This is a genomic window from Ruegeria sp. BA12, from assembly GCF_056539625.1.
On record NZ_JBQFVF010000004.1, the window covers coordinates 120770 to 146923 of the forward strand.

General features: G+C 58.2%; 28 protein-coding genes, 2 tRNA genes and 1 riboswitch. Of the genes, 12 read left to right on the forward strand and 18 right to left on the reverse strand.

The annotated features are described in order from the left end of the window. Window positions 1-6: 6 nt before the first annotated feature. The gene (locus ACR0B0_RS10070; protein ID WP_480647597.1) at window positions 7-1419 is read right to left on the reverse strand and encodes a pyridoxal phosphate-dependent decarboxylase family protein; all 1413 of its coding nucleotides are present in this window, start codon (window positions 1417-1419) and stop codon (window positions 7-9) included. 235 nt (window positions 1420-1654) lie between these two features. Here ACR0B0_RS10070 and hpaR point away from each other — a divergent pair, with 235 nt between their 5' ends. Further along, window positions 1655-2089, forward strand: coding sequence for a homoprotocatechuate degradation operon regulator HpaR (gene hpaR, locus ACR0B0_RS10075; RefSeq protein ID WP_170349627.1), 435 nt, complete (start codon window positions 1655-1657; stop codon window positions 2087-2089). 541 nt (window positions 2090-2630) lie between these two features. Next, on the forward strand, window positions 2631-3329 hold the full coding sequence (locus tag ACR0B0_RS10080; protein WP_170410991.1) for a fumarylacetoacetate hydrolase family protein: 699 nt from the start codon (window positions 2631-2633) through the stop codon (window positions 3327-3329). A 3-nt stretch (window positions 3330-3332) separates the two neighbouring features. Here ACR0B0_RS10080 and ACR0B0_RS10085 read toward each other — a convergent pair whose 3' ends face one another. Both ACR0B0_RS10085 and ACR0B0_RS10090 read right to left on the reverse strand, forming a co-directional pair. Next, window positions 3333-4541: a winged helix-turn-helix domain-containing protein gene (locus ACR0B0_RS10085; RefSeq protein ID WP_170349629.1), complete on the reverse strand. Its 1209-nt coding sequence runs from the start codon at window positions 4539-4541 to the stop codon at window positions 3333-3335. Window positions 4542-4545: 4 nt separating this feature from the next. Further along, complete coding sequence (locus ACR0B0_RS10090) at window positions 4546-5571, reverse strand: LacI family DNA-binding transcriptional regulator (protein WP_170360951.1); 1026 nt, start codon at window positions 5569-5571, stop codon at window positions 4546-4548. Between the two features lie 115 nt (window positions 5572-5686). Here ACR0B0_RS10090 and ACR0B0_RS10095 point away from each other — a divergent pair. Further along, window positions 5687-5763 (forward strand) — tRNA-Arg (locus tag ACR0B0_RS10095). A gap of 56 nt (window positions 5764-5819) precedes the next feature. On the opposite strand, the gene arsJ is transcribed toward ACR0B0_RS10095, so the two are convergent. From arsJ to ACR0B0_RS10110, 3 genes are read right to left on the reverse strand one after another with little or no spacing between them, the layout of a single operon-like run. Next, window positions 5820-7085, reverse strand: a complete 1266-nt coding sequence (gene arsJ, locus ACR0B0_RS10100; RefSeq protein ID WP_480647599.1) for an organoarsenical effux MFS transporter ArsJ — start codon at window positions 7083-7085, stop codon at window positions 5820-5822. Next, window positions 7082-8080, reverse strand: a complete 999-nt coding sequence (locus ACR0B0_RS10105) for an ArsJ-associated glyceraldehyde-3-phosphate dehydrogenase (RefSeq protein ID WP_170349642.1) — start codon at window positions 8078-8080, stop codon at window positions 7082-7084. The genes arsJ and ACR0B0_RS10105 overlap by 4 nt, the downstream gene beginning before the upstream one ends. Next, complete coding sequence (locus ACR0B0_RS10110; RefSeq protein ID WP_480647601.1) at window positions 8077-8910, reverse strand: arsenate reductase/protein-tyrosine-phosphatase family protein; 834 nt, start codon at window positions 8908-8910, stop codon at window positions 8077-8079. Before ACR0B0_RS10110 ends, ACR0B0_RS10105 begins: the two co-directional genes overlap by 4 nt. A 206-nt stretch (window positions 8911-9116) precedes the next feature. Between ACR0B0_RS10110 and ACR0B0_RS10115 the strand changes: the two genes are divergently transcribed. Then, window positions 9117-9192: transfer RNA gene (locus ACR0B0_RS10115), tRNA-Thr, on the forward strand. Between the two features lie 32 nt (window positions 9193-9224). On the opposite strand, the gene dxs is transcribed toward ACR0B0_RS10115, so the two are convergent. The 6 genes from dxs to ACR0B0_RS10145 form a co-directional block, all read right to left on the reverse strand. Further along, on the reverse strand, window positions 9225-11153 hold the full coding sequence (gene dxs / locus ACR0B0_RS10120) for a 1-deoxy-D-xylulose-5-phosphate synthase (RefSeq protein WP_170349644.1): 1929 nt from the start codon (window positions 11151-11153) through the stop codon (window positions 9225-9227). 14 nt (window positions 11154-11167) lie between these two features. Beyond that, complete coding sequence (locus tag ACR0B0_RS10125) at window positions 11168-12034, reverse strand: polyprenyl synthetase family protein (protein WP_170410982.1); 867 nt, start codon at window positions 12032-12034, stop codon at window positions 11168-11170. Next, a complete protein-coding gene (locus tag ACR0B0_RS10130; protein WP_058282745.1) occupies window positions 12035-12277 on the reverse strand; it encodes an exodeoxyribonuclease VII small subunit in 243 nt (80 codons plus the stop codon). After that, complete coding sequence (locus tag ACR0B0_RS10135; RefSeq protein WP_480647603.1) at window positions 12274-13200, reverse strand: histone deacetylase family protein; 927 nt, start codon at window positions 13198-13200, stop codon at window positions 12274-12276. The genes ACR0B0_RS10130 and ACR0B0_RS10135 overlap by 4 nt, the downstream gene beginning before the upstream one ends. A gap of 69 nt (window positions 13201-13269) precedes the next feature. Next, the gene (locus tag ACR0B0_RS10140) at window positions 13270-13971 is read right to left on the reverse strand and encodes a response regulator (protein ID WP_170349647.1); all 702 of its coding nucleotides are present in this window, start codon (window positions 13969-13971) and stop codon (window positions 13270-13272) included. Continuing rightward, window positions 13968-14480 carry a MarR family winged helix-turn-helix transcriptional regulator gene (locus ACR0B0_RS10145; RefSeq protein ID WP_170349648.1) on the reverse strand — a complete coding sequence of 171 codons (513 nt, stop codon included), beginning with the start codon at window positions 14478-14480 and terminating at the stop codon, window positions 13968-13970. The genes ACR0B0_RS10140 and ACR0B0_RS10145 overlap by 4 nt, the downstream gene beginning before the upstream one ends. A 160-nt stretch (window positions 14481-14640) precedes the next feature. Here ACR0B0_RS10145 and ACR0B0_RS10150 point away from each other — a divergent pair, with 160 nt between their 5' ends. The 4 genes from ACR0B0_RS10150 to ACR0B0_RS10165 all read left to right on the forward strand — a co-directional run bounded on the left by ACR0B0_RS10150 (window position 14641) and on the right by ACR0B0_RS10165 (window position 17520). Next, entirely contained in the window at window positions 14641-15507 is an 867-nt protein-coding gene (locus ACR0B0_RS10150; protein WP_480647605.1) for a branched-chain amino acid aminotransferase, read from the forward strand. Between the two features lie 127 nt (window positions 15508-15634). Further along, window positions 15635-16585, forward strand: coding sequence for an AraC family transcriptional regulator (locus tag ACR0B0_RS10155; RefSeq protein ID WP_170360940.1), 951 nt, complete (start codon window positions 15635-15637; stop codon window positions 16583-16585). A 109-nt stretch (window positions 16586-16694) separates the two neighbouring features. After that, entirely contained in the window at window positions 16695-17060 is a 366-nt protein-coding gene (locus ACR0B0_RS10160) for an SPW repeat domain-containing protein (RefSeq protein WP_170349651.1), read from the forward strand. Window positions 17061-17322: 262 nt separating this feature from the next. Beyond that, complete coding sequence (locus ACR0B0_RS10165; RefSeq protein WP_170396731.1) at window positions 17323-17520, forward strand: hypothetical protein; 198 nt, start codon at window positions 17323-17325, stop codon at window positions 17518-17520. Between the two features lie 33 nt (window positions 17521-17553). On the opposite strand, the gene cobO is transcribed toward ACR0B0_RS10165, so the two are convergent. The 5 genes from cobO to ACR0B0_RS10190 all read right to left on the reverse strand — a co-directional run bounded on the left by cobO (window position 17554) and on the right by ACR0B0_RS10190 (window position 21475). Then, window positions 17554-18153, reverse strand: coding sequence for a cob(I)yrinic acid a,c-diamide adenosyltransferase (gene cobO, locus ACR0B0_RS10170; protein ID WP_480647608.1), 600 nt, complete (start codon window positions 18151-18153; stop codon window positions 17554-17556). A gap of 58 nt (window positions 18154-18211) precedes the next feature. Then, a complete protein-coding gene (locus ACR0B0_RS10175; protein ID WP_170376372.1) occupies window positions 18212-19147 on the reverse strand; it encodes a DMT family transporter in 936 nt (311 codons plus the stop codon). A 45-nt stretch (window positions 19148-19192) separates the two neighbouring features. After that, entirely contained in the window at window positions 19193-19855 is a 663-nt protein-coding gene (locus tag ACR0B0_RS10180) for an HD domain-containing protein (RefSeq protein WP_480647609.1), read from the reverse strand. Continuing rightward, a complete protein-coding gene (gene aroC, locus ACR0B0_RS10185; protein ID WP_170360930.1) occupies window positions 19839-20939 on the reverse strand; it encodes a chorismate synthase in 1101 nt (366 codons plus the stop codon). The genes ACR0B0_RS10180 and aroC overlap by 17 nt, the downstream gene beginning before the upstream one ends. A 95-nt stretch (window positions 20940-21034) precedes the next feature. Continuing rightward, on the reverse strand, window positions 21035-21475 hold the full coding sequence (locus ACR0B0_RS10190) for a 6,7-dimethyl-8-ribityllumazine synthase (protein WP_170376366.1): 441 nt from the start codon (window positions 21473-21475) through the stop codon (window positions 21035-21037). Window positions 21476-21549: 74 nt separating this feature from the next. Next, a riboswitch (FMN riboswitch) is annotated at window positions 21550-21697 on the reverse strand. A gap of 109 nt (window positions 21698-21806) precedes the next feature. Between ACR0B0_RS10190 and ACR0B0_RS10195 the strand changes: the two genes are divergently transcribed. Then, window positions 21807-22415: a glutathione S-transferase gene (locus ACR0B0_RS10195; RefSeq protein ID WP_170550164.1), complete on the forward strand. Its 609-nt coding sequence runs from the start codon at window positions 21807-21809 to the stop codon at window positions 22413-22415. A gap of 41 nt (window positions 22416-22456) precedes the next feature. Here ACR0B0_RS10195 and ACR0B0_RS10200 read toward each other — a convergent pair whose 3' ends face one another. Beyond that, on the reverse strand, window positions 22457-22915 hold the full coding sequence (locus ACR0B0_RS10200) for a c-type cytochrome (RefSeq protein WP_170349659.1): 459 nt from the start codon (window positions 22913-22915) through the stop codon (window positions 22457-22459). Between the two features lie 485 nt (window positions 22916-23400). Between ACR0B0_RS10200 and petA the strand changes: the two genes are divergently transcribed. The 3 genes from petA to ACR0B0_RS10215 are packed head-to-tail and all read left to right on the forward strand — an operon-like array spanning window position 23401 to window position 26131. Next, on the forward strand, window positions 23401-23985 hold the full coding sequence (petA, locus tag ACR0B0_RS10205) for a ubiquinol-cytochrome c reductase iron-sulfur subunit (RefSeq protein WP_170349660.1): 585 nt from the start codon (window positions 23401-23403) through the stop codon (window positions 23983-23985). Window positions 23986-23996: 11 nt separating this feature from the next. Then, window positions 23997-25328 carry a cytochrome b gene (gene petB, locus ACR0B0_RS10210; protein WP_170349661.1) on the forward strand — a complete coding sequence of 444 codons (1332 nt, stop codon included), beginning with the start codon at window positions 23997-23999 and terminating at the stop codon, window positions 25326-25328. A 17-nt stretch (window positions 25329-25345) separates the two neighbouring features. Further along, window positions 25346-26131 carry a cytochrome c1 gene (locus tag ACR0B0_RS10215; protein WP_170349662.1) on the forward strand — a complete coding sequence of 262 codons (786 nt, stop codon included), beginning with the start codon at window positions 25346-25348 and terminating at the stop codon, window positions 26129-26131. Window positions 26132-26154: the final 23 nt, after the last annotated feature.

A 26154-nucleotide genomic window follows, 5' to 3' on the forward strand; every position in this document is an offset into this window, starting at 1 on the left:
GAACCCTTAGGTTAGTGAGCGTGCGATTTCGGTGATGACATCATAGGCCATTCGCACGTCATCTTCAGTGGTTTCGAACTGACCCGCCTGAAAACGGATCGTCATATCACCGTCAACACGGGTTTGGGTCAGGTAAATGCGGCCATCATCGTTGATGGCATTAACCAGCCGCAGGTTCAGCGCGTCCAGATCGGTGTGCCCTTCAGGCGCATAGCGGAAGGTCCACAACGACCACATCGGTTGCGTGGTGATCTGGAAATCCGGCTCGGCCGCCAACTTGTCATGCAGGTCGACGGACCAGTTCACATGATTGCGCAGCCGCTCACGCAACCCCTCAAGCCCATAGGCGCGTATAACGAACCACAGTTTCAGCGCACGGAACCGACGGCCCAGAGGCACCGACCATTCCGAGTAGTTGATGATCCCGTCCTTACCATGCGTCTTCAGGAATTCCGGGCTAATCGCCAACGTCTGCACCAGGTCATCCGGGTTTTTCAGGAAATGCGCACAGCAATCAAATTGCACACCCAGCCATTTATGCGGGTTGAAGACGATGCTATCGGCCTGATCCACGCCGGGCCAATAATGACGATATTCCGGGCAGATCATCGCCGACCCGGCCCAGGCCGCATCCACATGCGTATAAAGCCCGTATTTCTGCGCCACCTTCAAGCATTCGTCGATCGGATCAGTGGCACCGGTTCCGGTGCCACCAACACACATAATGACACCAGCGGGCTGAAAACCAGAGTCTAAATCGGCCTGAATTGCCCCATCCAGTGCCGCAGGATCCATCCCGCGCCAATCTCCCTTGATCGGAACACGTACTAGATTATCCTGCCCAATTCCCGCAACCCAGATGGCGCGGTCCACCGATGTATGGACCTCGGCCGAGCAATAGACACGAAGCGGTTTCTGACCGAACAACCCCTGACGATTGCCCTGCCAGTTCAACACTTTTTCCCGCATAGTCAGCACAGCGGCCAGCGTTGCCGACGAAGCAGAATCCTGGATGACACCAGCAAACTCTTCGGGCAGGTCCAGCGCCTGCCGCAGCCAGTCCATCATCCGCGTTTCCATCTCGGTTGCGGCGGGCGAGGTCTGCCACAGCATGCATTGTGGCGCGATTGCGCTGGCCAGAAACTCGGCCAGAACCGAAGGGGCCGAGGCGTTCGAGTTGAAATAGGCAAAGAACCGGGGGTGCTGCCAATGGGTGATACCAGGCATCACGATATCTTCGAAATCGCGGAAAACGTCCTCGATCGCCTGCGCCTGTTCCGGCGGATGGGCGGGCAGGGCGTTGAAAACTTCTCCGGGCTCGGTCTGGGCGCGCACCGGTTTGTCCCCCACGGTCAGGTGATAATCCTGTGCCCATTCGGATATTTTCTTGCCCCAGTCTGAGAATTCATCCCATTTCATCGCTATCCTCAGCATTGTTTGGCGGGGGTTACCCCAGGCTGGTTTTGTCTTGCTGATAGTGATGGACAACGCGGGCAGAAGGTCAACGATCTTTCGATCCTTCACTTCATCACAAAATGACAACTCTGTGAAAATATCCCATCGCATAGAGTCTATTTATGGCCAAATAGGTAAGAACAGCCGAAAAAACCCTCTGTCCCGTTGCAGTGTCGGCGGAATTCGGCAAGAATTTCGTATGACCAATGATGTACCATTGACGTCACGTTCATTGCCCATTGCGTTGCTGCGGGCGCGGGAACGGGTCATGGGACCCATTCGCAAGATGCTGGTGGATGTTGGTGTGACCGAACAGCAATGGCGCGTGCTGCGTGTCCTGAACGAGGAAGGCCCGCAAGAGCCGACTCATATTGCGGACCGTGCTTGCCTGTTGTTGCCCAGCCTCACTCGCATTCTGCAAAAGCTTGAGGTCAAAGGCCTGATCCTGCGGAGCGCGCATCCTTGTGACAAGCGCCGCCAGATCGTCGACATCACAGCCAAAGGAAAGCAGATTATCCAGGACAATATTCAGATAACCATCCATCTGGCCGAGGATCTGCGCACCAAACTTGGGCCCGACCGGCATGAGGCCCTGTTGGACCTGCTGAACGAATTGCGCGAACTGGAAACGTGACACCCCAAATACGAACCCCGCCAGAGACAGGTGCTATCTCTGACGGGGCGGCCAGACGTGTACTGGATTATATGCCTGGCCCGAGGCCGGTTGCACCGGATAGTTCCCGACGGTCCGGCCCGCAATTCAGAGAACGCGCCAATCAAAAAAGTAACCGGCTTTTTGCGCCAAAGACATTGGGGGTAACGCCTTTGACCATAGTTCTCTGAAATATTCGCACCCGATAATGCCGCGTGATGCGGGACCCTATGGGGTGTCTTGACGTCGTGGCGGGTGCTTGGGTCCCCGCCATATCTGTGAGTGGCGGTCAGAGCGCGCGGCACCCCGATTTGCCAGCGCTCGTCACCCAGCCATCTTTCAACTTAGAGCTGTTTGAGCGTTTTCCAAGCCCGTCGACCAGATTGTGAACAGCTGTCGGCCAGGGCTTGCCGATTGGCAGGTAAAATTGCAGTGAATTCAGCCGATGTCGCGAGAAGCGGCGACTTGTTCCCGCGGTTCACCGCATTAAGATGCGCGCTGGCTGATAGAATAGGGGGCTGCCATGCCAGACAATTTGTTTTCTCTTCCCGATCCGGTTGTGATTCCGATGCAGGGGCAGGATGCGGCCTATCCGGTGGGGCGAATTTTCTGTGTGGGCCGTAACTATGCCGCTCATGCCGCCGAAATGGGGCACGAGGTCGACCGCGAAGCCCCCTTTTATTTCACCAAATCAACGCCAAACGCAGTTCTGACCGGTGCGTCTGTACCATACCCGCCGGGGACCGAGAATTTTCATTACGAGATGGAGCTGGCTGTAGCCATCGGAAAGCCCGTTTTCCGCGCCACCAGTGCGCAGGCCTGGGACGCCGTCTATGCCTATGGCTGTGCCCTGGACATGACCCGTAGGGATCTGCAAATCCGAGAGCGCAACAAACAGCGACCCTGGGATCTGGGTAAGGACCTTGAGGCCGGGGCAGTGTTTGCGCCCCTGACCTCGGCTGCGGACTGGTCACCGCAAGACAACACACGCATTCATCTAAGCGTGAACGGCGACATTCGTCAGGATGCCACGCTGAGCGAACTGATCTGGAAGATCGACGAAATCATCAGCCATTTGTCCGGATATTACCATCTGCGTCCAGGTGACCTGATCCTGACGGGCACACCCGCCGGTGTTGGCCCAGTGCAGGCTGGGGATGTGATCGAAGGGGGGATTGACGGGTTGCAACCGATCCAATTGACGCTGACAGATTCGGAATAGACCCTATTTAGGGTCTTTCAGCCAATCGGTTGCGAATTCAAAACCGTCCAATCCAGCAAACCGGCGGACGCGGTCCATCTCGGCCTCTAGCCTGCGTGTCCGCGCGCCGGACCAGCGCACGGATCGCTCTGGCCATAACGCGTTGATCTGTAGAATGCCACGGTCGCGCTGGGCTTTCATATCGATCCGGCCAATCAATCGGTCCCCTTCCAGCAGCGGAAACACGTAATAGCCATAGGTCCGTTTGGCGGCGGGAACGAAGACCTCAATCCGATAATGGAACCCGAACAGACGTTCCGCGCGGTTGCGGTCGCGCAGCATCGGGTCAAAGGGGCTAAGCACGCGAATGCGACTGGACGGCGAAGGCGGGTTTTTCTCGGCCAAATCCGGGCGCGCGAGCAGTTTGCGGCTTCTTCCATCGGCACAGGTGACTTCAATCTCCTCCAGAATACCCTGTGTTAGACCCTTATTACACCAGTTCTTGGCCTCGCTAACACTGACCGTATCCCAGAATGCCGCCAGCTCTCCGGGTGTGGCAAATCCCAGCCGGTCCAACGCTGCATTGCACAACCAATCCACGGTTTCCTTGGCGTTGCAGGGTATGTTGCCAGGACACAGATGCGTCTCGATGACCCGTTCGGTCAGATCGTATTGTTTTTGAAACCCGTTGCGGCCAACCACGGTCAGCGCGCCCGACCGCCACAGGAACTCAAGCGCCGTTTTCGATGGGTGCCAATCCCACCAACCGCCCGAGCCCTTTTTCTCGTCCTTGCCCACATCCGAGGACGAGACCGGGCCATGATCGCGGATGTGTTGCAGGACAGAGGCAAATTGCTGCTCAAATCCATCCCGGCGCCAGTTTTTCCAGCGGGATTTCAACAAGGTCTCATCACGTTGAAAACGCAGATGCCAATGGGGGTAAAACTCTATCGGGATGACAGCAGCGTCATGAGTCCAGTGTTCAAACAGCGCCTTGTCACGTTCGTAAAGTTGTTTGAGGTTTTTGGCGCGATAGGATGGCCTGCGCGAATACAGGATCATGTCATGGGCGCGGGCCACGGTATTGATACTGTCCAGCTGAACAAAGCCCAGTCGGTGGATCAAGCCCAATAACTCCGCACCTTTGGCCCCGCCCGAAGGCGGTTCGGCCAGCGCATGGTGATCCATAAACAGCGCGCGGGCCGTTTTGTTGTCCAGCCGCCGCGGCGCCATGAGTTTAGCGCCGCTTCAGGGTGTCGCCATAGCTGATCTTGGGGGTCAGTGTCAGACGCGTGTCGACCTCGGTATTCGGATCGGCCAATTGCGTGGCGATAATCTCGGCCGCCTTGCGCCCGATCTCAAGACGGCAGGCATCCATCGTGGCAAGCTTGCGTGGTAACCCCTGCAGCAGTTCCACATTGTTGAACCCGGCCAGACCGATCTGTCCCGGTATGTCGATGCCCTGTTCCAGCAGGTACAGCAATCCACCAGCACCGATCATATCATTGGAATAATACAGGAAATCCAGATCTGGTGAACGATCCAGCATGGCCTGCGTCATCTCGCGCCCCTTGGCCAGGGCCGAGCCGCCGGAGTAGAACTCGCGATCTTCGATCTCGATCCCGTTCTTGCCCAGCACTTCGGTAAAACCTTCAAAGCGTTTCCGCGCGCGGTGGTCCAACGGCATCTTGGTGCCCATGAAACCGATATGTTGATAACCCGCTTTCAGGATCGCAGCAGCCATTTCACGCCCGGCACGGCGGTGTGAGATGCCGACCATCGCGTCCACTGGTTTGCCGTCCGTATCCATGATCTCGACCACCGGAATTCCGGCTGAATCCAGCATTGCGCGGGCTGCTTCGGTATGTTCCAGTCCCGCGATGATCACACCCGACGGCCGCCACGAGAGCATCTCGTAAAGGACTTTTTCTTCTTTCTCGGGCAGGTAATCGGTGACGCCGACAACGGGCTGCAATTCAGTGTCTTCCAACACCTGATTGATACCGGTCAGAACCTCGGGAAAGACCATATTGGACAGCGACGGGATAATCACCGCAACCAGATTTACGCGGCTGGAAGCCAGCGCGCCTGCAATCTTGTTAGGAACGTATCCCAACTCTTTCGCGGCAGCCAAAACGCGGGTGCGGGTAGCATCGGACACGTCGCCCCGGTTCCTCAGGACCCGACTGACCGTCATTTCGGACACCCCTGACGCTTCGGATACATCACGAAGGGTAAGCGGACGTTTTGTTTCTGTGGTCACGGAGGGCACCTGCACTGTTGTTTTGCCCGATGGTAGCGTGAACGGGACTTGATTTACAACTGTTGTGCAAAGGTCATGACAACCTGAAAAAACCGGGTTACAGAGAGCCTTGCGCGGCCCCGTGGCTCAACTGGATAGAGCAGCCCCCTCCTAAGGGGCAGGTTGCAGGTTCGAATCCTGCCGGGGTCGCCAAGTTTGCTGAAACACAGCTATAGGCGGCCGGGCGGTCAGGTAGTGTACGACGACATTCAAGAATAGGCGTCAGCGGTTTGATCGGTCAGCTTGCCCGATGCCAGCGCTGCCAGTGCAACCATCGCGGCTGCGGTGCCCAGGACCAGGGAAAGACCTCCGATTTGATAGGTCAGCCCGGACAGGACGGTGCCTACAAGACGGCCCGTTGCATTGGCCATGTAGTAAAATCCGACATCCATCGTCACCCGTTCCGATTTTGTGAAGGCCAGGATCAAGTAGGAATGCAGCGATGAGTTGACTGCGAACACCGCGCCGAACAGCAGCAGGCCCAGAACCAGCGTGACGGTTAACCATGTTTCGGGGCCTGAAGAGAACAGCACCACAATCGTCAATGCGGCGGGTACGCAAAACAAAGCTGCGGCCCAGCTGCGGGCGGAGCGGATCAGGTCTGCTTCGCTGCGTTCACTGGCGCGCAGAATCTTGGGCGCGCTGGCTTGAACAGCGCCGTAAAGGATAACCCAGACTGCCATGAAAGAGCCGATCATGAAAAAGGCTGCGCGGTTTCCTTCTTGGGTGCCGTCGGACAGCACGGCGTAGAAATAGATCGGGATGCCGACCACGAACCACACGTCTCGGGCGCCAAAAAGAAAGACACGCGCCGCCGAAAGCCAGTTCACATTGGCGGATTTCGAGAACACCTCGGAGAATTTTGCCCCTTTGCGGCCCATGGGCAGACCTGCGGGCATGAACAGTATTACTCCAATCAATATCAGCGCCAGAACTGCGGCCATAATCAGGATCGCCATCATGAATCCCGAAGTGGCCAACATCACCGCACCCAGCAGAAAGCCCAGCCCTTTCACCGCATTCTTGGATCCGGTCAGCACCGCTACCCAACGAAAAAGCCCGCCCCCCTCGGTGGGTGCCAGCAGTTTCACAGAAGATTTCGAGGACATCTTGGCCAGGTCCTTGGCCACGCCGCTGGCCCCTTGCACCATCATCACAAAGGTCACCGATGCTGCGATGGTCCAATTCGGGTCCAGTTGCGTCATCGCCAGTAAGGCCAGAACCTGAAGTCCCAGACCGGCATAAAGCGTCGAGGCCAACCCGAACCGCGCCGCGATCCAGCCCGCCGTCAGATTGGTCACGATCCCTGCGACCTCATACAAAACAAACAGATAGGCCAGCTGCACCGGAGAAAAGCCCAGCGAATGAAAATGCAACAGCACCAACATGCGCAACGCACCGTCGGTCAGCATAAACGCCCAATAGGCGGCTGTGACCGCGATATAGGCTGACAGACCCTCGGGCCGTTGGGTCACAGCCCCGACCCAACCATAAGGGCAACGTCCACCAGGCGGTGCGCATAACCCATTTCATTGTCGTACCAGGCATAGATCTTTACCTGCGTTCCGTTCACCACCATGGTCGAAGGCGCATCCACGATCGAAGAGCGTGTATCATTGGTGTAGTCGGTCGACACCAAAGGCCGCGTTTCATAACCCAGAATACCTTTCAAGTCCCCTTCGGCAGCGGCTTTGAACAGGGCGTTGACCTCTTCAGCAGTTGTTTCCCGCTCGACTTCGAATACGCAATCGGTCAGCGAGGCGTTCAGCAACGGCACACGCACTGCATGGCCGTTCAGCCGCCCCGTGAGTTCGGGGTAGATCAGCGTGATTGCGGTGGCCGATCCGGTGGTGGTCGGGATCAGAGAATTCAACGCCGAGCGTGCGCGGCGCAGGTCCTTGGCCGGTCGATCCACAATGGTTTGCGTGTTGGTCACGTCGTGGATTGTGGTCATCGATCCGTGTCGAATGCCCAGGTTATCATGGATCACCTTGACCACAGGCGCCAGGCAGTTGGTGGTGCATGAGGCCGCAGTGATGATTAGGTGCTTGTTCGGGTCATAGGTGGCATCGTTGACGCCCATGACGATATTGGCAGTCGGTCCCTCCTTGACCGGAGCCGAGACGACAACCTTTTTCACGCCAGCCTCGAAATATGGGGCCAGCTTGGCCTCGGTCTTGAATACGCCTGTACAATCGATCACCACATCGACACCGTCCAGTGGAAGGGCATTCAGGTCCTTGGTGCCAATAAAAGGCAGGCGGGTGCCATTGATCGTGACACTCTCTGCGTCATGCTCGAAATTGGCATCCCAGCGGCCATGCACGGTGTCAAACTCCAGCAGATGCGCGTGCATTTCGGGGTCGCCCACTGCATCATTGATCCAGGCGATCTTGGCGCCTTTTTCCAGCAATGGTTTCAAGGCCAGCTTTCCCATCCGGCCCAAACCGTTCAGTGCGTAAGTTGTCATTGTTCTTCCTCGACGGGCGTTCTGCCGATGTCATCGACAGCAGATTGCAATGCGATCCGGTCAAGACTTTCGACCGGCAAAGAGGTGAAGGCTTCAATCCGGCGCTTGAGCGCGCCATAAGTGTTCTGAAACGCTAGGCTTTTTTCGGCGTCTGTGCCTTCGGTCTGGACCGGATCGATCATACCCCAGTGGCCGCTAATCGGCTGACCTTCCCAGGCGGGGCATTCTTCGTTTGCGGCCTTGTTGCAGACAGTAAAAACGAAATCCAACTCGGGCGCGTCGGGGCCCGAGAATTCAGATATGCTTTTGGACCGTAAACCCGAGGTGTCATGACCCTTGTCCTCAAGCACTTGCATGGCCATCGGCTTCAGCTCGGAAAACGATTTTGTGCCAGCTGAGTAGACGTTGAACCGGTTCCCAGCGATGTCTCGCAGCAGGGTCTCGGCAAAAATGGAACGTGCCGAGTTGCCAACGCAGATAAACAACACGTTGAATTTGCGGCCCGTCATTGCGCCGTTTCCTTGCTCGGATGGCATGCAGATATCAGGGCGGCCACGGCAGCAATCGTTCAGCAGGAAGCCCAGCATGTTCTGAACGTTCTTCATTTCAACCGAATAAAGCAGGGAAGTCCCCGACCGTTTCTGCGTCACCAGCCCGGATCGTTGCAATGCGTTCAGATAGTTCGACAGAGTGCTGGGTTTGATACTCAGCTCTGTCGCCAATTCACCCGCCGGAACGGCGTCAGGAAAGCGTCGCATCAATATACGAAACACCGAAATACGTTGCGGGTGGCCAAGGACAGCGAGTTGGTTTGTTATTCGATTTATCATATTTCATGAAATATCGAAATAATACGCAAGCAACAATCCCTAACCCGCGCCGTTACAATAAATTCACATTCGTTGTCACTGAATGTTCGCGTTGGGGTCGAGCGGTCAACAGCACAGCTTGCCCAAACGCGTGGAAAAAGCACGAGGAAACCAAAAAGAAGTAGGCTTGCGCGTACCACCCCGACCGTTTAAACGAACCCTCGCTTGCCTCAATAGCTCAGCTGGTAGAGCAGGTCCTTCGTAAGGACAAGGTCGGGGGTTCGAGTCCCTCTTGAGGCACCACATGCATTCCCGAATCGTGTTCCGGTAACCGCTTAGGCGCGTTTTTCGCCTATTGTTGTGACGCCCAGAACCGACAGAACCTTGGCTTCGATCTGTTCGGCATTCATGCCCGCAACGGCATACATGTCCGCTGGGCTGGCCTGATCGATGAAGATATCCGGCAGCACCATCGAGCGGTATTTCAGCCCGTGATCGAACACACCCTCATCCGCCAATAGCTGTGCCACGTGGCTGCCAAATCCGCCAACGGCACCTTCTTCGATGGTGATCAGAGCCTCGTGGTTAGCGGCCAGATCAAGGATCAGATCACGGTCCAGCGGTTTGGCGAAACGGGCGTCGGCGATGGTGGGTGTGATCCCGCGGGCTGAAAGGGCCTCGGCGGCCTTCTGCACCTCGGCCAAGCGGGTGCCAAAGGACAAAAGCGCCACGCGCGCACCTTTTTGGATCATGCGGCCTTTGCCGATCTCAAGCACCTCGCCTCCTTCAGGCAGGTCGACGCCCACACCCTCGCCGCGCGGATAGCGGAACGCAATGGGACCGTCATCATGGGCCGCCGCCGTGGCCACCATGTGCATCAGTTCGGCCTCATCCGCAGCGGCCATGACGGTCATGCCGGGCAGGTTGGCAAGATAGGCAATATCGAAGGATCCCGCATGGGTTGCGCCATCAGCACCCACCAGCCCTGCACGGTCGATGGCAAAACGCACCGGCAGGCGCTGAATGGCCACGTCATGCACCACCTGATCATAGCCGCGCTGCAAAAAGGTCGAATACATCGCGCAGAACGGTTTCATACCGCCAGCCGCCAGCGCCGCCGCGAAGGTCACGCCGTGCTGTTCCGCAATTGCGACGTCGAAACAGCGCGACGGGTAGCGTTCGGCAAACAGGTTCAACCCGGTGCCGTCCGGCATTGCGGCCGTGACAGCCACGATCTTGTCATCGCGCCCCGCCTCATCAACCAGCGCTTTGCCAAAGACCGACGTATATGACGGCGCGTTGGACGGGGCCTTTTTCTGCTCGCCCGTGACCACGTCAAATTTCGCGGTGGCGTGGCCCTTGTCGCGGGCCTGCTCGGCGGGCGCGTAGCCCTTGCCCTTTTTTGTCAGCACATGGATCAGGATCGGACCGGTCGCCCGTGCTTTGACCGTGCGCAAAACCGGCAGCAACTGATCCATGTCGTGACCGTCGAGAGGCCCGATATAGGAAAAGCCAAGCTCTTCGAACAGCGTGCCGCCCACCGCCATGCCTTTCAGCATTTCCTTGGCCCGTTTTGCACCTTCTCGGAACGGTTCAGGCAGAAGCGAGACCGCACCCTTGGCAGCGGCTTTCAATTCGTGGAACGGGGCTTCGGTGTAAATTCGCGACAGATAGCTGGACAGTGCACCGACGGGCGGGGCGATGCTCATCTCATTGTCATTAAGGATGACGATCAGGCGTTTGCCCAGATGACCGGCGTTGTTCATCGCCTCAAAGGCCATACCCGCCGACATCGACCCATCGCCGATCACGGCAATTGCGTCACCCAGCCCTTCGGGCGTGACGCCTCCCAGATCGCGGGCCACGGAAAATCCAAGCGCAGCGCTGATCGAGGTCGAACTGTGCGCTGCCCCAAACGGATCATACGGGCTTTCGCTGCGCTTGGTGAACCCGCTCAGTCCGTCCTTCATGCGCAGGGTTCGGATACGGTCGCGCCGTTCGGTCAAGATCTTATGCGGATAACACTGATGCCCCACATCCCAAATGATCTTGTCGCGGGGCGTGTCGAATACCGCATGTAACGCGGTGGTCAGCTCGACTACACCTAGGCCCGCGCCCAAGTGCCCACCTGTGACGGACACGGCCGAAATCGTCTCGGTTCGCAATTCCTGCGCCACCTGATGCAGTTGCGCATCCGAGAACTGCTTGAGATCCGCAGGACGGCTCACAAGGTCCAGCAAAGGCGTTTTCGGGCGGTCAGACATTTGGCGTTCCTGGCTTAGCTGTCCCGGGCAATAACGAAGCGGGCGGCGTCCTTCAAGGTTTCTGCCGATGCGCCATAGCCGTCCAGTGCGGCGCAGCCTTGATCCACCAGTTCCGCCGCACGGGCTTTGGCTGCTTCCAGACCCAACAGTGAAACAAATGTGGCCTTGCCAGCCTGGGCATCCTTTTGCAGGCGTTTTCCAGCCTTTTCGGCATCACCCTCGACATCCAGAATGTCGTCCGCGATCTGAAAAGCAAGCCCCAGTGCCCGGGCATATTGGCGCAACGGCCCGGGGTCGGCCTGCGCCAAACGTGCGCCTGCACATGCGGACCATTCAATAAGGGCACCGGTCTTACCCGCTTGAAGGCGCGTGATTTCGTCCAGGGTCAGCGGTGCTGCAGCCGTTTCCGCCGCGATATCCAGCGCCTGACCCAGCACCATACCTTGCGCTCCGCAGGCCTTGGCAAGGGTCAGAGCCAATTCTGCCCGAACCTCGGCCGTGCCGACCTCGGGACGGGTGCAGAGTTCGAAGGCCAGCGTCTGCAACGCGTCCCCGGCCAGAACGGCGGTGCCTTCGTCCCATTTCACATGAACCGTGGGCCGCCCACGGCGCAGATCGTCGTCATCCATACAGGGCAGATCGTCATGGACTAGTGAGTACGCGTGCAGCGCTTCGATCCCGGTGGCGGGCCAAACGGCGCGACTTGCATCCACGCCGTGCAGGCGCGCGCTTTCCAGCACCAGAAACCCACGTAACCGTTTGCCACCTTTGGTGGCATAGGCCATCGCACGGGTCACATTCAGATCGTCCAGCGCGCCCAGAACCAGATCGAACTGATCCTGAATCCGCGCCGCATCCTGCGCTAGTATTTCACGAAACATTTACTGACCTTCGACAGGCGTCGTCCCGGTCGGCTGACCGTTGGCGTCCAGAGTAATAGCGGCCACCTTTTCTTCGGCCCGCTTCAACTCCTCCTCGCAGCGCTTTTTCAACGCCGCGCCGCGCTCATACAACGCGATGGACTGGTCCAGCGCCACATCGCCGCGCTCGAGCTGGCCAACAACGGCCTCAAGCTCTTTCATCGCCTGTTCGAATGTCATCTGGTCTACTGGAGTATCGGTCATCGGGCTGCCTTCATCAATTCTTCCACATGGGCGAGTGTGGCCTGGGCCAGTGCGTTCAGATCATACCCGCCTTCCAGAGTCGAGACGATACGTCCCCCGCAAAGCTCATCGGCTATGTTGCAAAGCTCTGCGGTGACCCAGGCAAAGTCACCTGTGGACCAGTTCAGATTGGCCAAAGGATCGTCTTGATGCGCGTCAAATCCAGCCGAGATGATGATCAGGTCCGGCTTGAAGGCGCGCAGGCGCGGGAAAGCCTGTGTTTCATAGGCCGCACGCATCTCGGCCCCGCCGGAACCGGGGGACAGGGGGATGTTGAGAATGGTCTCATACGCGCCGGTTTCATCCGGACGCCCCGATCCGGGCCACAACGGCATCTGCTGGCTGGTGATCACAAGTGCGCGTTTCTCATCCCATAGCAAATCCTGCGTGCCATTGCCGTGATGCACGTCAAAATCAACCACTGCGACACGGTTCAGCCCGTGGTGATCCAGCGCATGTTTCGCCGCCAGCGCGGCATTGCCGAACAGGCAAAACCCCATCGCGGTGTCAGTCTCGGCGTGATGCCCCGGAGGCCGGATCGCACAAAAGGCATTTTGCGCCTCACCGCCCAGCACCATATCCACCGCCCGCACCACAGCCCCCGCCGCGCGATAGGCCGCATCGACCGAGCCCGGAGACATGAACGTGTCCCCGTCGATCTGGGCAAAGCCCTCTGCGGGGCGCATTTTGCGTACATCCCGGATGTAGCTTTCCGGATGTATGCGCAGCAGATCGTCATCCGCCGCCAGTGGCGCTGTCACCCGGTTCAGGTCCAATGACTCCAACGCATGCAGGATATGCTCCAGCCGGGCCACCCGCTCAGGGTGCCCATCCGGGGTGACATGCGCCAGACAATCCGCATGAGTCAAAAGGGCGGTTTTCATATTGATCCCCTGTTCATCTGGCTAAAAATACCTTCGCCGAAGGCCAATAGTTGCCGCGAAGCGGCCTGATCAATCCGGCGCCAGCATATACCCGGCGCCCCGGACCGTCTGCAGATAACGTGGCTGCTTTGGGTCTTGTTCGATCTTGCGCCGCAGCCGGGTGATCTGCACATCCACCGCGCGTTCCTGCGCCTGTCCCTTGTCGCGGCCCAGATCCTCGACCAGCTTGGCGCGGCTGATCGGCTCACCGGGTTGGGTCGAGAAGATCTTCATCAACTGGCTTTCCGTCGCAGTCAGACGCACCGGTTCTTCGCCCTGCCACATCTCACCACGTTCCACGTCATAGCGGATCGGGCCGAGGGTCAAAATCTTGGTCGCCGTATCTTGCGCTGGTGTTTCAGGCATCCGCCGCAGGATCGCGTTGATGCGCAGCAAAAGCTCTTTTGGCTCGAACGGCTTGGCCAGGTAATCGTCCGCGCCAGCCTCAAGCCCGGCGATCCGGTGTTCGGTCTCACCACGCGCGGTCAACAGCAGGATCGGGGTTGAATGGGTTTCGCGCAGAGTTCTGGTCAGGCTTACGCCGTCTTCGCCCGGCATCATCACGTCCAGAACGATCATGTCGAAGTCCAGCCCCGAAAGTACCCGCCGCGCATGGGCGGCATCACGGGCGGCGGTCACCAGAAACCCGCTGCGCATCAGGAATTTCTTGAGCAGATCACGAATACGCTCATCGTCGTCGACGATCAGCAGATGGGCATCCAAATCGCTCATGAGGTCGTATCCCGCAGTTTCGTGTAAGCATGACGCATATCAGCATCCATCATTGCTTCAAGTACTTTACGAAATCCTGATACCGCCTCGGGGCCCGCATCCTTGTAGGCGGCGCGCATTCGCACCCGCTGAGCCTCAGAGAGTTTGGCCTCAAGCGCCTTGCCTTTTTCGGTCAGAAACAGATGGCGTTCGCGCTTGTCCACTGTGCCCACGCGGCTTTCGACCAGCCCGTCATCGATCAAGGTCCGCAGTACCCGGTTCAGCGACTGTTTCGTCACGCCCAGGATCGCCAGCAAGTTGTTCACGGTCGTTCCTGGCGCGCGGTTGATGAAATGAACGGCGCGGTGATGGGCTCGACCATAGGCGAGTTGCGCCAGAATGCGATCAGGATCGGCGGTAAAGCCCCGGTAAGCGAAAAACATCGCTTCGATCCCTTGTCGCAACTGTTCGTCGGTCAAAAACAAAAGGCTTTCACCGCCAAACACTTGGGCGGGGCGCGTATCCGACATCATTTGCCTCATTCGTTACTCAGGACCGACTTTATGTCAGCGTTATTGACATTCCAAGAGTGGACAGGTATCGAACCGCAGTTTCTGCGCAACTTTATGTCCGCATCGGACTTAAATGGCGCAACAAGCGAAAAATTCAACCCAGTTCAGGAGGTTTCGCATGGCGGGGTATGATGATCGTGACGGCGTGATCTGGATAGACGGTGAACTGGTGCCTTGGCGCGATGCCAATGTACACATCCTGTCTCATGCAATGCACTATGCGTCCTCGGTGTTCGAAGGTGAGCGCGCATATAACGGCAAGATCTTCAAAAGCCGCGAGCATTCCGAGCGTCTGATCGCATCTGCCGACGCGCTGGACATGCCGATGCCTTATACGATCGATCAGATCGAAGCTGCCAAGGAAGAAACCCTGAAAGCCAGCGGTCTGCAGGACGCCTATGTGCGGGTGCTGGTCTGGCGCGGTTCGGGCGAAGATATGGGCGTGGCCTCGGCTCGAAACCCCGTACGTATGGCCGTCGCGGTTTGGCCTTGGGGCGCCTATTATGGCGACGCTAAGATGCAAGGCGCCAAGCTGGACATCGCCGAATGGAAACGCCCAAGTCCGGAAACCATCCCGGTTCACGCTAAGGCGGCGGGTCTCTACATGATCTGCACCATTTCCAAGCACAAGGCCGAGGCCAAGGGCTGCTCGGACGCGCTGTTCATGGATTACAACGGCTATGTGGCCGAGGCGACCGGTGCCAACGTGTTTTTCGTCAAGGATGGCGAGGTACATACTCCGTTGGCCGATTGCTTCCTGAACGGCATCACCCGTCAGACCGTGATCCAGATGCTGAAAGACAAGGGCATCAACGTGATCGAACGTCGTATCAAGCCCGAAGAAATGGCTGATTTCGAGCAATGCTGGCTGACCGGGACGGCGGCCGAGGTCACTCCGGTGGGGCAAATCGGCGACTACGCTTTCGAAGTCGGAGATCTGACCCGCGAGATCGCCGCAGATTATGAGGCGCTGGTTCGCGCCTGATCTGACCAGAAACGCACAGTTAGGAACCCCCGCGTTTCGTGGGGGTTTTTCTTTGCCCGCCGTTCAAGTTCTTGTGCAGATCGTTCAACGGGCTGGACGGCAGCGCAGGCAGCGATAGGTTACGCCCATGTTGGACCTGCTCAGCGATATCCTCACCCGCCTGTCCTTGCGGGGGACATTCTATTTCCGCACGTCATTCACGCCGCCTTTCGGTATCCAGGTCCCTGCCTATCAAAATGTCGCCCGCTTCCACTTTGTTCAGCGCGGCGAATTGAAGGTTTATGTCTCTAACACAGGGGAAACGCTGCGGCTCAAGCAAGGCGATTTGATCCTGATCCCGCACGGGGCCGCGCACGCGCTGCTGTGCAATGAGATCAAGCCACTGGACGCGTTGCCATTAGAGCAGGTTCTGGAGGAGTCCGGTTATCAGGGCGACGGCGTCCTGATTTACGGGGGCGAGGATAAAAGCCGCGATACTCAGCTGGTGTGCGGCCATTTCTCATTCACTGGTCCGCCGGGACGAAGGGGCGCAGGTCATATGCTGATCGACCGCTTGCCGTCGTACATTCTGATCGAAAACTACGGCGAAGAGGCCGGTGCCTGGATCGAAGCGACCCTGCGCATGATCGGGTCCGAGATCAACGGTGCCCGTATCGGGGGCGACCTGATCGCCCTGAAGCTGTCCGAAGTGCTGTTTGCGCAAGCCATACGCGCCCATCTGGAATACCAAAGCCCCAGCGATACCGCCTTGGCCGGATTCGCTGATCCGCGCATCTCGCGGGCGCTGACCGCCTTTCATCAGGCCCCCGCACAGGAATGGAGTGTCGAGTCACTGGCGCGTGAGGCCGGGATGTCACGTACCGCCTTCGCGCAGTTGTTTGCCGAGAAGATGAACGCGACCCCCATGCAATATCTGACGGATTGGCGCATGCAGATCGCCTGTCACGGCCTGACTGAGAATCGCTGGAACGTGGCGGATGCGGCGGCCGAGGTTGGCTATGCGTCAGAAGCGGCCTTTTCCCGCGTGTTCAAGAAACAGATTGGCCTGTCTCCGGCAGCTTACCGGTCCATGCACTGATCCGCTGGATCTTCGAACGATCTGCAATGTTTCGCGAACGATCCAGAATTAAACGTCCGACTATCCAATCTTAACTTGGTGCCATGCCAAGTTAGGAAAGGAAAAAACAATGTCTGTCCGTTTTGTTACCCGCACTGTGCATGCTTATCTTGATTATCCGGTTGCTCTGGCGCTGATGGTGTTGCCTTTTGTTTTAGGGCTGGGGCAATCCAACCCAATGGCGTTGTGGCTGTCGGTAGTCACCGGTGTCGCGGCGCTTGTTCTGACCGTGCTGACCGACCACCATCTCGGCGTCTGGCGGGTTCTGCCCTATAAATTCCACCTGGCGGTTGATTTGCTCGTCGGCGTCACGTTCCTGGCCGCACCTAGCCTGTTTGGTTTTACGGGGCTGGACGCAATTTACTACTGGCTGAATGGTGCGGCGGTGGTTGCTGTGATCTCGCTTAGCGCGTCGGAACAGGGCGCAACCGCCTGAGTGTGAAATACGCCCACTTTTATGTCTGTGAGTCGCTTGTTTTAAGAACAGGCGGCTCATCCGCTCATCAAACGCATCACACCTGATCACATGGCGCTTTTGCTCTTGCAATTCCCGACTAAAATAATCAGATAAAAAGCAACGCTGGGTATGATACTATCCGGCACCGAATTTCGAGGCGGTTTGCGGGCTTAGCGCGTGACTTGGTGAGAGCCCGCCGCCGCCTCGGAAACGAAACAGACTGGCATGGAAAGAGCTTGGTATGGGCGATCCGCTGGACGAAATCATGGCACGGTACGAGGCCGCAACCGCGTGCGGCTGCTGTTGTGACGACGATTTTTGCGCCTATGTCGACAAGAAAAAACCTGCCACAGATGCCAAGTCATCCGACCGTTTACCTGACAGCGCCGCCAGCCAACGCGGGTCGGTCCGGTTTCTCAATGAAAACCGGGCGGGATAACAGCCCCGGTTTGGGGCTGTTTAGACTCTGTTTTCAGAAATCCACGCCGCGCTGTGCTTTGATCCCGGCTTGGAACGGGTGCTTTTCTTCGGTCATTTCAGTGACCAGATCGGCATAGTCGCGCAGCGCTTGCGGAGCGTCCCGCCCGGTCAGGAACACGCTGGTTTTGTCTGATCGCTCGTTCAGCCCGTCAATCACCTGATCAACCGACAGATATTCATAACGCAGGGCGATGTTGATCTCATCCAGTACCACCAGATCATAATCCCCGCTGGCCATCAGCGCGCGGGCCTTGTCAAAGGCGGCATTAGCGGCTGCGATGTCACGCTCGCGGTCTTGGGTGTCCCAGGTAAAGCCCTCGCCCATCGTGTGCCAGGTGACCAGATCACGTTCTTCGAAGAAACGCCGCTCGCCGGTTTTCCACTTGCCCTTGATGAACTGGACCACGGCGACCTTCTGCCCCCAACCCAGGGCGCGGATTACCACGCCAAAAGCAGCCGAGGATTTGCCCTTGCCTTTGCCGGTGTTGATCAGCACCAGCCCACGGTCGGGATCGACCGCCTCTGAGACTTTCTTGCGGTGCTGAGCCTGCACCTTTTGCATCTTTTCCTTGTGATCCTGCGCGTCGCTCATGGGGAACCCTCATTTTGTGTCGCGCCACACCCTAGGGGAAGTTTGGCAAAGGTAAAGGTCAGGCTTTGGGATCTGTGACGGCGCGGGCGCGTCCACGTTCCAGACCCAGCTGATGTTCGCGCCAGATCACCACAATATTGCCGGCGATCACTAGTGCCGCACCGATCAACATCACCAGTGTCGGGAGTTCGCTGAACCAGAAATAGCCGATGACAATGGCAAACAACATCGAAGTATAGTCGTAGGGCGCTAACATCGACGCTTGACCAAAGCGATAGGACGAGGTCACCAGAATCTGCGCCACACCGCCGATCAGCCCGGCCAGAATCAACACGGCGGCTTGCTCCCACGTGGGCAGGACCCAGCCCCAGAAAACGGTCAGACCGGACAGCAAGGTCGCGGTCATCGAGAAATAAAACACAATGGCCGCCGGGTGGTCGACCTGCACCAACTGCCGGATGTGAATCTGCACAAAGGCGCGTGCAACGGTCGCTCCTAGTATGCACAGCGCGCCGATGGTTGCGGCGGCCTCCATGTTGTTGCCGCCTAGTCGGGGCCAGATCATGATCAGAACACCCAAAAGGCCAATTGCCACGGCGGCGATCCGAATCTTGCGGATGCGCTCGCCCAACATGATCGCGGCCAGAATCAGGGTGAAAATCGGGGTCGCGTAACCAATTGCCGTGGCCTCGGGCAGGGGGATCAGACCAAGGCCAGTAAAGGTCAGCCCCATCGCTGTGGTCCCAAGTACGCCGCGCCAGAAATGGCCCATGGGTTTGCGAACAACAAAGCCTTGCGCCAATTCTCCGCGTGAGATCAGCCAGATGACGATCACTGGAATGGCGAACAGTGATCGGAAGAACACCATCTCGCCGGGTGGAAAGTGATCAGACTGCGACTTGATCAACCCAGCCATCACGGTGAACAAAAACACCGCGCTCGTTTTCAGAGCGACGGCCAGCAGCGGTCGATGCGATGTTAACGGTTTTGCCATCGGCGCGAACCTGCGCCTTTGTTCGACAAAGATCAACGCGTGGAATCAGGAATTCGTCCAGTCCGCAGGCAGAGACTGGCCGATCTCGTCCGCGAAGTCCTCCAGAAAGCGGATCATCAGCTCGATGCGTTGTCGTGCAAGGGTTTTTCCGCCCTCGGTCAGCATGTCACTGGGCAGGCCCAGCAGCTTTACCTTCCAGTGATCCAGCGAATAGGTCAGATCGTCCAAGGACCGATTTGCGGCAAACGGATCAGCCGGATCGTACAGCGCCCGTCCCAAAGCGCCTGAAACCGAAAAGTTCCGCGCAATGCCAATCGCGCCCAGCGCGTCAAGCCGGTCCGCGTCACGCAGAATGCAGGCCTCGGGTGAGACTGGCGTGATATTGGCAGAGAAGCTGTGTGCCTCAATCGCATGCTGAATGGCGCGAGTTTGGTCTGGGCTATAGCCAAGTTTGCTCAGTATAGGCTCTGATTCCTGCGCGGACTTGCGGGATGCCAGATGGCGATCCGGGTCGTCTTTGGACAGGTTCACCAGATCATGCAGATAGCTGGCAGCCAACAACACGGGCATGTCGGTCTGATCGTCCGCAATGGCCTGCGCGTTCACCCAAACCCGGTCCAGATGGGCCAGATCATGCGCCGGGTCGGTCTCCATCCGCTGCGCGACGATGGCGCGCAGGCGCGCGCGCAGATCAGCCGATCCGTCCACGGTTCTCTCCGATCTGGCCACGGTGCAGCAGCAAGTGGTCGAGGATGACGCAGGCCATCATTGCCTCGCCCACGGGCACAGCACGGATGCCGACGCAAGGATCGTGGCGCCCTTTTGTAATGATCTCGGTTTCCTCACCGGATTTAGTGATGGTTTTGCGGGTGGTCAGGATCGACGAGGTCGGCTTCACCGCAAATCGCACCACAAGATCCTGCCCAGTCGAGATACCGCCCAGAATACCGCCCGCATGGTTGGAGCTGTATTGCGGACCGTCCTGCCCCATGAAAATTTCGTCTGCGTTGGCTTCGCCGGTCAGTTCGGCAGCGGCCATACCTTCACCGATCTCAACACCTTTGACGGCGTTTATCGACATCATCGCAGCGGCCAGATCAGTGTCTAACTTGGCATATACCGGGGCGCCGATGCCGGCAGGGACGCCTCGGGCTACCACTTCAACCACTGCGCCGACCGAATTGCCGGATTTGCGCAGATCATCCAGATAGGTCGCCCAGTCTTCGGCTGCTGCCGCGTCAGGTGTCCAAAACGGGTTCTGTTCGATCTGCGACCAGTCAAAATTGGCGCGGTCAATCTTGCGCGGCCCCATTTGCACCATATAGCCGGTGATCTGCACATTGGGAGCGATCTGTTTGATTGCTTCGCGCGCCAGCCCCCCGGCGGCCACACGCGATGCGGTTTCCCGGGCCGAACTGCGCCCGCCACCGCGGTAATCCCTGATACCGTATTTCTGCCAATAGGTGATATCGGCGTGACCCGGCCGGAACTTGTCCATGATATCGCCGTAGTCTTTTGAGCGTTGATCGGTGTTCTCGATCATCAGTTGCACGGGCGTGCCGGTGGTCTGTCCTTCAAACACGCCGGACAGGATTTTAACCTGATCAGGCTCACGTCGCTGGGTGGTGAATTTGTTCTGCCCCGGTTTGCGCTTGTCCAACCAGTGCTGAATCATCGCCTCGTCAATCGCAACGCCCGGCGGGCAGCCATCGACGGTGGCACCCAAAGCGGGCCCGTGGCTTTCGCCCCAGGTGGTGACGCGGAAGAGGTGTCCAAAGCTGTTCATCGACATGGGGCATGCTCCTTTGCGCGTCGTGATTAGCGGGCAAGGCCCGCGGCCTCAAGCGGATTTGCGGTTGGGGCCGTTTGACCCCAACCTTGTTCACATCACGCAGCTGCCGCCAACCCGGCGCGGGTCTGGGTGATTTTCAGCGCCGCCTGTGCGGCTTCGCGGCCCTTTTGCACAAAGTGGTCGCGGTAGATGGCATTGTGGTGGTCGGTTTCCTGATACTGGTGCGGGGTCAGCGATACCGATAGGACCGGAATACCTGTGTCCATCCCAGCGCGCATTAGCCCGTCAACCACGGCTTGGGCAACGAAATCGTGCCGGTAGATACCGCCATCCACGACGAATGCGGCGCAGGCGACCGCGGCATAACGCCCGGTTTGGGCCAGGTCGCGGGCCAGCAGCGGCATCTCGAACGCGCCGGGGACGTCATAAACGTCGACCTGCTCGGCGGGAATGAGGTCCAGAAACCCATCCAGCGCGCGGTCAACGATATCGGAATGCCAGTTGGCTTTGATAAAAGCATAGCGGGTGTGTGTCATCATGATCTCCTTTCGTAACAGACACGTCACCCAAGGCGATCACGAGCAAATACGCCGTATCACCGGCGTTACTTGCACGTTCTCTTCCATCCGGACTTTAACCGTCGGCTCTGGCCTTTCACCAAATCTGCTGACACCCCGGTCAACGGGGCCGCTCGCGGGCTTACGGGTCTTGGCCCGCATACCGCCGGTGGGGAATTTCGCCCCGCCCTGAGAACGGGATCGACATTGCCAAGGCCCGCGCGGTTCCGCAAGGGTGAAGGTGCTGGCAATTGATGGGTTTTGTTTCAAACCAGCTGCTGTAGGGTTTCTGAAGCCAAGGAGAATGTGAATGAAACTCTATCACAGCCCGATGTCCCCCTATGTGCGTAAGGTTATGGTTTTGCTGCATGAAACCAACCAACTTGACGATGTCGAGGTGATGACCATTGCCAATACGCCGTTGGATCCCTCCGATTCCCTGCTGGGCAAAGTGCCGTTGACCAGAATCCCCGCGTTGGAGCGGTCCGATGGCCCGACATTGTTCGACAGTCGGGTGATCTGCGCCTTTCTGGATGCACGCGCCAAGGCCGGGATGTACCCCGAGGGTTCCGGGCGCTGGGACGTGCTGACACTGGAAGCGCTGGCAGACGGTATTATGGATTCAGCTTTGGCGGTCGCCTATGAAGAGCGTTTCCGCCCCGAGGATAAGCAGTGGGACCTTTGGAAGGATGCGCAATGGGGTAAGATCGAACGCGCCTGCGCTGCGCTGAACCAACGGTGGATGGCCCATTTGGCGGGCCCGCTGGATATGGGCCAGATCGCTGTGGCCTGCGCACTGGGGTATCTGGACCTGCGGCATGATGCGCGTGGCTGGCGTAAGGGCAATGATGCGTTGGCCGCGTGGTACGCGGATTTCAGCGAACGGCCAAGCATGGTTGCCACCCGCCCACCAGCCTAGGAAACAGGCCCCGCGCCGAGGATGGGGCGGAGCCTTTTGCATTACTGGCTGCTGAAGGTGGCCAGATAGGCAGCAATGTCTTCGGCCCCTTTCTTCAGCTTCACGCTCATGTTCGGGCGTGCGGTTTCGTCATTCAGGTAATCCTGAATAAACCCAATCGGGTCTTGCGAGTAAGCGATGATATTTTCCTCGGTCCACACAAGCCCTTCGTTGCCCGCACGGATCATGTCATCAGTGAACATTCCGATGGGCAGGCGTTCGCTTCCGTAAAGATAATCAGTCTCGGATCCGGCAACACGACCTACCACACCATACAGATTCGGCCCGGTGATGCCGCCTTTGACCAAAATTTCTCCATCTTTGATGATCGCGTGGCAAGAAGAGCAGCGGTTATATAGTTTTTCACCCTTTGCCGGATCGCCAACGGCCACGGCCTGAGACGCGATGGCCAGAAAAAGGGTCAGCGTTGGTGCAAAAAGTTGTGACACGGGGTTTGACATTGAAAACGTCCTGCAGAGGTTGGAATTTCCTTGCCTTTCGTGGATTCCCGTTAAAAGTGCAATCGAATTCAGGCGTATATAACCCGTTATAAAATATACATTTTTAACTCAGTTTTTAATTGGTCACACATTCCAGAAAAGTGGAAAATAGGGTGGCAGAATCTGGTCTGAATCTTGCCCGATGCCCGCTTTCTTGCGGGGCAAAACCCAGTTCTGCATGCCGGTTTCGCCCTCAGTATGCCTCACCCGAATCACATGGGCAGCAGGTTTGGACAGGCGGTGGGTTCTCCCGCTTAAATCTGTCCCCATCTTGAAAAAATACCCCGTCGTTGTGACATGAATGCCCTGTTGAGGCGTCCTGCGCGCCTATGACCGCTGGACGAACCGATTTCTCCCGGCTAGATAGCCGCGATGAGACGCCGCTTTGATGCGGTGCTGATGCATGTTTGCCCGCAATCGCGGGCGCCGGAATCGGAGAAAACCTCGTGTCCCACGCAGAAGACCACGAAGGCACCCGCAGAGATTTCCTCTACTACGTCGCAGGCGGCGCAGGTGTCGTTGCGACGGGTGCAGCCGTATGGCCCCTGATCAACCAAATGAACCCATCGGCAGACGTTCAGGCGCTGTCCTCGATTCGCCAGGACGTCAGCGGTGTCGAGCCGGGCACGCAGCTGACCGTCAAATGGCTGGGCAAGCCTGTATTTATCCGTCACCGTACCGGTGCTGAGATCCAAGAGGCTCAGGAACAGGACGCCGAAGGCGTAGATGCACTGCCTGATCCGCTGGCGCGCAACTTCAACCTGCCTGCCGATGCGCCCGCAACGGATGCCAACCGCGTGATGCCGTCGCCCGAAGGCGAAGCGCCCGGCGCATGGATTGTTCAGATGGGCGTTTGCACCCACCTGGGCTGTGTCCCTCTGGGCGATGCGGGTGATTTCGGTGGCTGGTTCTGCCCCTGCCACGGTTCGCACTATGACCTTGCCGGTCGTATCCGCAAAGGCCCCGCGCCTGAAAACCTGCCCGTTCCGCCCGTTGAATGGGTGGATGCGACAACCATCAAGCTCGGCTAAGGGAGACCCAGATGTCCGGAATTCCCCACGATCATTACGAGCCGAAGACAAATGGCGAGAAGTGGCTGAACAGCCGTCTGCCGATCGTCGGCCTGCTGTATGACACCCTTATGATCCCAACGCCTAAGAACCTGAACTGGTGGTGGATCTGGGGCATCGTCCTGGCGTTCTGCCTGGCGCTGCAAATTGTCACCGGTATCGTTCTGGTGATGCACTACACCCCGCATGTCGATCTGGCTTTTGCCAGCATCGAACACATCATGCGCAACGTGAATGGCGGCTATATGCTGCGCTACCTACACATGAATGGCGCATCGCTGTTCTTTGTTGCGGTATACATCCACATCTTCCGTGGCCTGTTCTACGGCTCGTACAAAGCCCCGCGTGAGATCACGTGGATCATCGGGATGCTGATTTACCTGATGATGATGGGCACCGCCTTCATGGGCTACGTTCTGCCTTGGGGTCAGATGTCCTTCTGGGGTGCAACCGTGATCACCGGCCTGTTTGGCGCGATCCCGTTCGTGGGTGATGCGATCCAGACCTGGCTGCTGGGCGGACCCGCGGTGGACAACGCCACGCTGAACCGCTTCTTCTCGCTGCACTACCTGCTGCCGTTTGTCATTGCGGCGCTGGTGATCGTGCATATCTGGGCCTTCCACACCACTGGCAACAACAACCCAACAGGTGTTGAAGTGCGCCGCGGTTCGAAAGCCGAAGCCGAGAAAGACACGCTGCCGTTCTGGCCGTACTTTGTGATCAAGGATCTGTTCGCACTGGCTGTGATCCTGGTTGTGTTCTGGGCGGTCGTCGGTTTCATGCCGAACTATCTGGGCCACCCGGACAACTACATCGAAGCCAATCCGCTGGTGACGCCTGCGCACATCGTGCCCGAATGGTACTTCCTGCCGTTCTACGCGATCCTGCGTGCCTTCACTGGTGAGGTCTGGGTCGTGCAGTTCGCCAGCTTCATCACCGGCGGCATTGTTGACGCCAAATTCTTTGGTGTGATCGCGATGTTCGGTGCGATCCTGGCCATGGCGCTGGCGCCCTGGCTGGACACGTCGACTGTGCGTTCGGGCAAATACCGCCCGCTGTTCAAATGGTGGTTCTACCTGCTGATCATCGATTTCTTTGCCCTGATGTGGCTGGGTGCGATGCCCGCGGAAGAGCCCTATGCGACCTTCTCGCTGATCGCGTCCGCCTACTGGTTCGCTTATTTCTTCGTGATCCTGCCGATCCTTGGCGTGATCGAGAAACCTCTGGCCCAGCCCGAGACCATCGAAGAAGACTTCAACGCGCATTATGGCAAGGCTGACGCCGACGCCACGCCGGCCGAGTAAGAAGAGGGACCGGAAACATGTTCAAGAAACTTGCAATCGGTGCCGCGTTTGCTCTCGCCCTTGCTCCTGCTGCGTCCTACGCGGCAGGCGGCGGCGAACAGCATATCGAGGACTTCCACTTCTCGTTCGAGGGGCCGTTTGGCACCTGGGATCAGAACCAGCTGCAGCGCGGTCTTCAAGTCTATACCGAGGTTTGCGCGGCTTGCCACGGCCTGAGATACGTGCCCCTGCGCGACCTTGAAGCGCTGGGCTATTCGGAAGAAGAAGTCATCGCCTATGCGGCGGGCAACTTCGAAGTGTTCGACCCCGAGCTGGACGATTTCCGTCCGGCCATTCCGACCGATCACTTCCCGGCAAATGACGGCGTTGGCGCACCGGACCTGAGCCTGATGGCCAAGGCCCGTGCGGGCTTCCACGGTCCTTACGGTCTGGGCATCAACCAGTTCTTCAAAGGCATGGGTGGCGCGGAATACATCGCCTCGCTGCTGGATGGCTATACTGGCCATGAAAAAGAAGAGGCCGGCACGATCCTGTACGAAAACACCGCCTTCCCAGGCGGCTGGATTTCGATGGCACCGCCCCTGGCCGAAGATCAGGTGGAATTCGCTGACGGTCACCCGGCCACGGTCGAAGCCTTGTCCGAAGACATCGCGGCCTTCCTGATGTGGACGGCCGAGCCGAAGATGATGGAGCGTAAGTACTCCGGCTTCGTCGGTGTGATCTTCCTGTCGCTGTTGTCGGTGCTGTTGTACCTGGTCAACAAGCGCCTGTGGGCAGGTGTGAAAGGCAAGAAGACCGTCTGATCGGATTTTGCTTCTGAATGCTA

Excerpts from the sequence above, each read along its gene's own strand:
- ACR0B0_RS10140 (WP_170349647.1), bottom strand. The coding sequence starts at position 13,971 with ATGAGCGATTTGGATGCCCATCTGCTGATCGTCGACGACGATGAGCGT.
- ACR0B0_RS10150 (WP_480647605.1), top strand. The coding sequence starts at position 14,641 with ATGGCGGGGTATGATGATCGTGACGGCGTGATCTGGATAGACGGTGAA.
- ACR0B0_RS10155 (WP_170360940.1), top strand. The coding sequence starts at position 15,635 with ATGTTGGACCTGCTCAGCGATATCCTCACCCGCCTGTCCTTGCGGGGG.
- ACR0B0_RS10145 (WP_170349648.1), bottom strand. The coding sequence starts at position 14,480 with ATGTCGGATACGCGCCCCGCCCAAGTGTTTGGCGGTGAAAGCCTTTTG.
- ACR0B0_RS10215 (WP_170349662.1), top strand. The coding sequence starts at position 25,346 with ATGTTCAAGAAACTTGCAATCGGTGCCGCGTTTGCTCTCGCCCTTGCT.
- ACR0B0_RS10105 (WP_170349642.1), bottom strand. The coding sequence starts at position 8,080 with ATGACAACTTACGCACTGAACGGTTTGGGCCGGATGGGAAAGCTGGCC.
- dxs (WP_170349644.1), bottom strand. The coding sequence starts at position 11,153 with ATGTCTGACCGCCCGAAAACGCCTTTGCTGGACCTTGTGAGCCGTCCT.
- ACR0B0_RS10070 (WP_480647597.1), bottom strand. The coding sequence starts at position 1,419 with ATGAAATGGGATGAATTCTCAGACTGGGGCAAGAAAATATCCGAATGG.
- cobO (WP_480647608.1), bottom strand. The coding sequence starts at position 18,153 with ATGAGCGACGCGCAGGATCACAAGGAAAAGATGCAAAAGGTGCAGGCT.
- ACR0B0_RS10195 (WP_170550164.1), top strand. The coding sequence starts at position 21,807 with ATGAAACTCTATCACAGCCCGATGTCCCCCTATGTGCGTAAGGTTATG.
- ACR0B0_RS10165 (WP_170396731.1), top strand. The coding sequence starts at position 17,323 with ATGGGCGATCCGCTGGACGAAATCATGGCACGGTACGAGGCCGCAACC.
- ACR0B0_RS10080 (WP_170410991.1), top strand. The coding sequence starts at position 2,631 with ATGCCAGACAATTTGTTTTCTCTTCCCGATCCGGTTGTGATTCCGATG.
- ACR0B0_RS10175 (WP_170376372.1), bottom strand. The coding sequence starts at position 19,147 with ATGGCAAAACCGTTAACATCGCATCGACCGCTGCTGGCCGTCGCTCTG.
- ACR0B0_RS10160 (WP_170349651.1), top strand. The coding sequence starts at position 16,695 with ATGTCTGTCCGTTTTGTTACCCGCACTGTGCATGCTTATCTTGATTAT.
- petB (WP_170349661.1), top strand. The coding sequence starts at position 23,997 with ATGTCCGGAATTCCCCACGATCATTACGAGCCGAAGACAAATGGCGAG.
- hpaR (WP_170349627.1), top strand. The coding sequence starts at position 1,655 with ATGACCAATGATGTACCATTGACGTCACGTTCATTGCCCATTGCGTTG.
- ACR0B0_RS10190 (WP_170376366.1), bottom strand. The coding sequence starts at position 21,475 with ATGACACACACCCGCTATGCTTTTATCAAAGCCAACTGGCATTCCGAT.
- ACR0B0_RS10130 (WP_058282745.1), bottom strand. The coding sequence starts at position 12,277 with ATGACCGATACTCCAGTAGACCAGATGACATTCGAACAGGCGATGAAA.
- ACR0B0_RS10110 (WP_480647601.1), bottom strand. The coding sequence starts at position 8,910 with ATGATAAATCGAATAACAAACCAACTCGCTGTCCTTGGCCACCCGCAA.
- ACR0B0_RS10135 (WP_480647603.1), bottom strand. The coding sequence starts at position 13,200 with ATGAAAACCGCCCTTTTGACTCATGCGGATTGTCTGGCGCATGTCACC.
- ACR0B0_RS10125 (WP_170410982.1), bottom strand. The coding sequence starts at position 12,034 with ATGTTTCGTGAAATACTAGCGCAGGATGCGGCGCGGATTCAGGATCAG.
- aroC (WP_170360930.1), bottom strand. The coding sequence starts at position 20,939 with ATGTCGATGAACAGCTTTGGACACCTCTTCCGCGTCACCACCTGGGGC.
- ACR0B0_RS10200 (WP_170349659.1), bottom strand. The coding sequence starts at position 22,915 with ATGTCAAACCCCGTGTCACAACTTTTTGCACCAACGCTGACCCTTTTT.
- ACR0B0_RS10085 (WP_170349629.1), bottom strand. The coding sequence starts at position 4,541 with ATGGCGCCGCGGCGGCTGGACAACAAAACGGCCCGCGCGCTGTTTATG.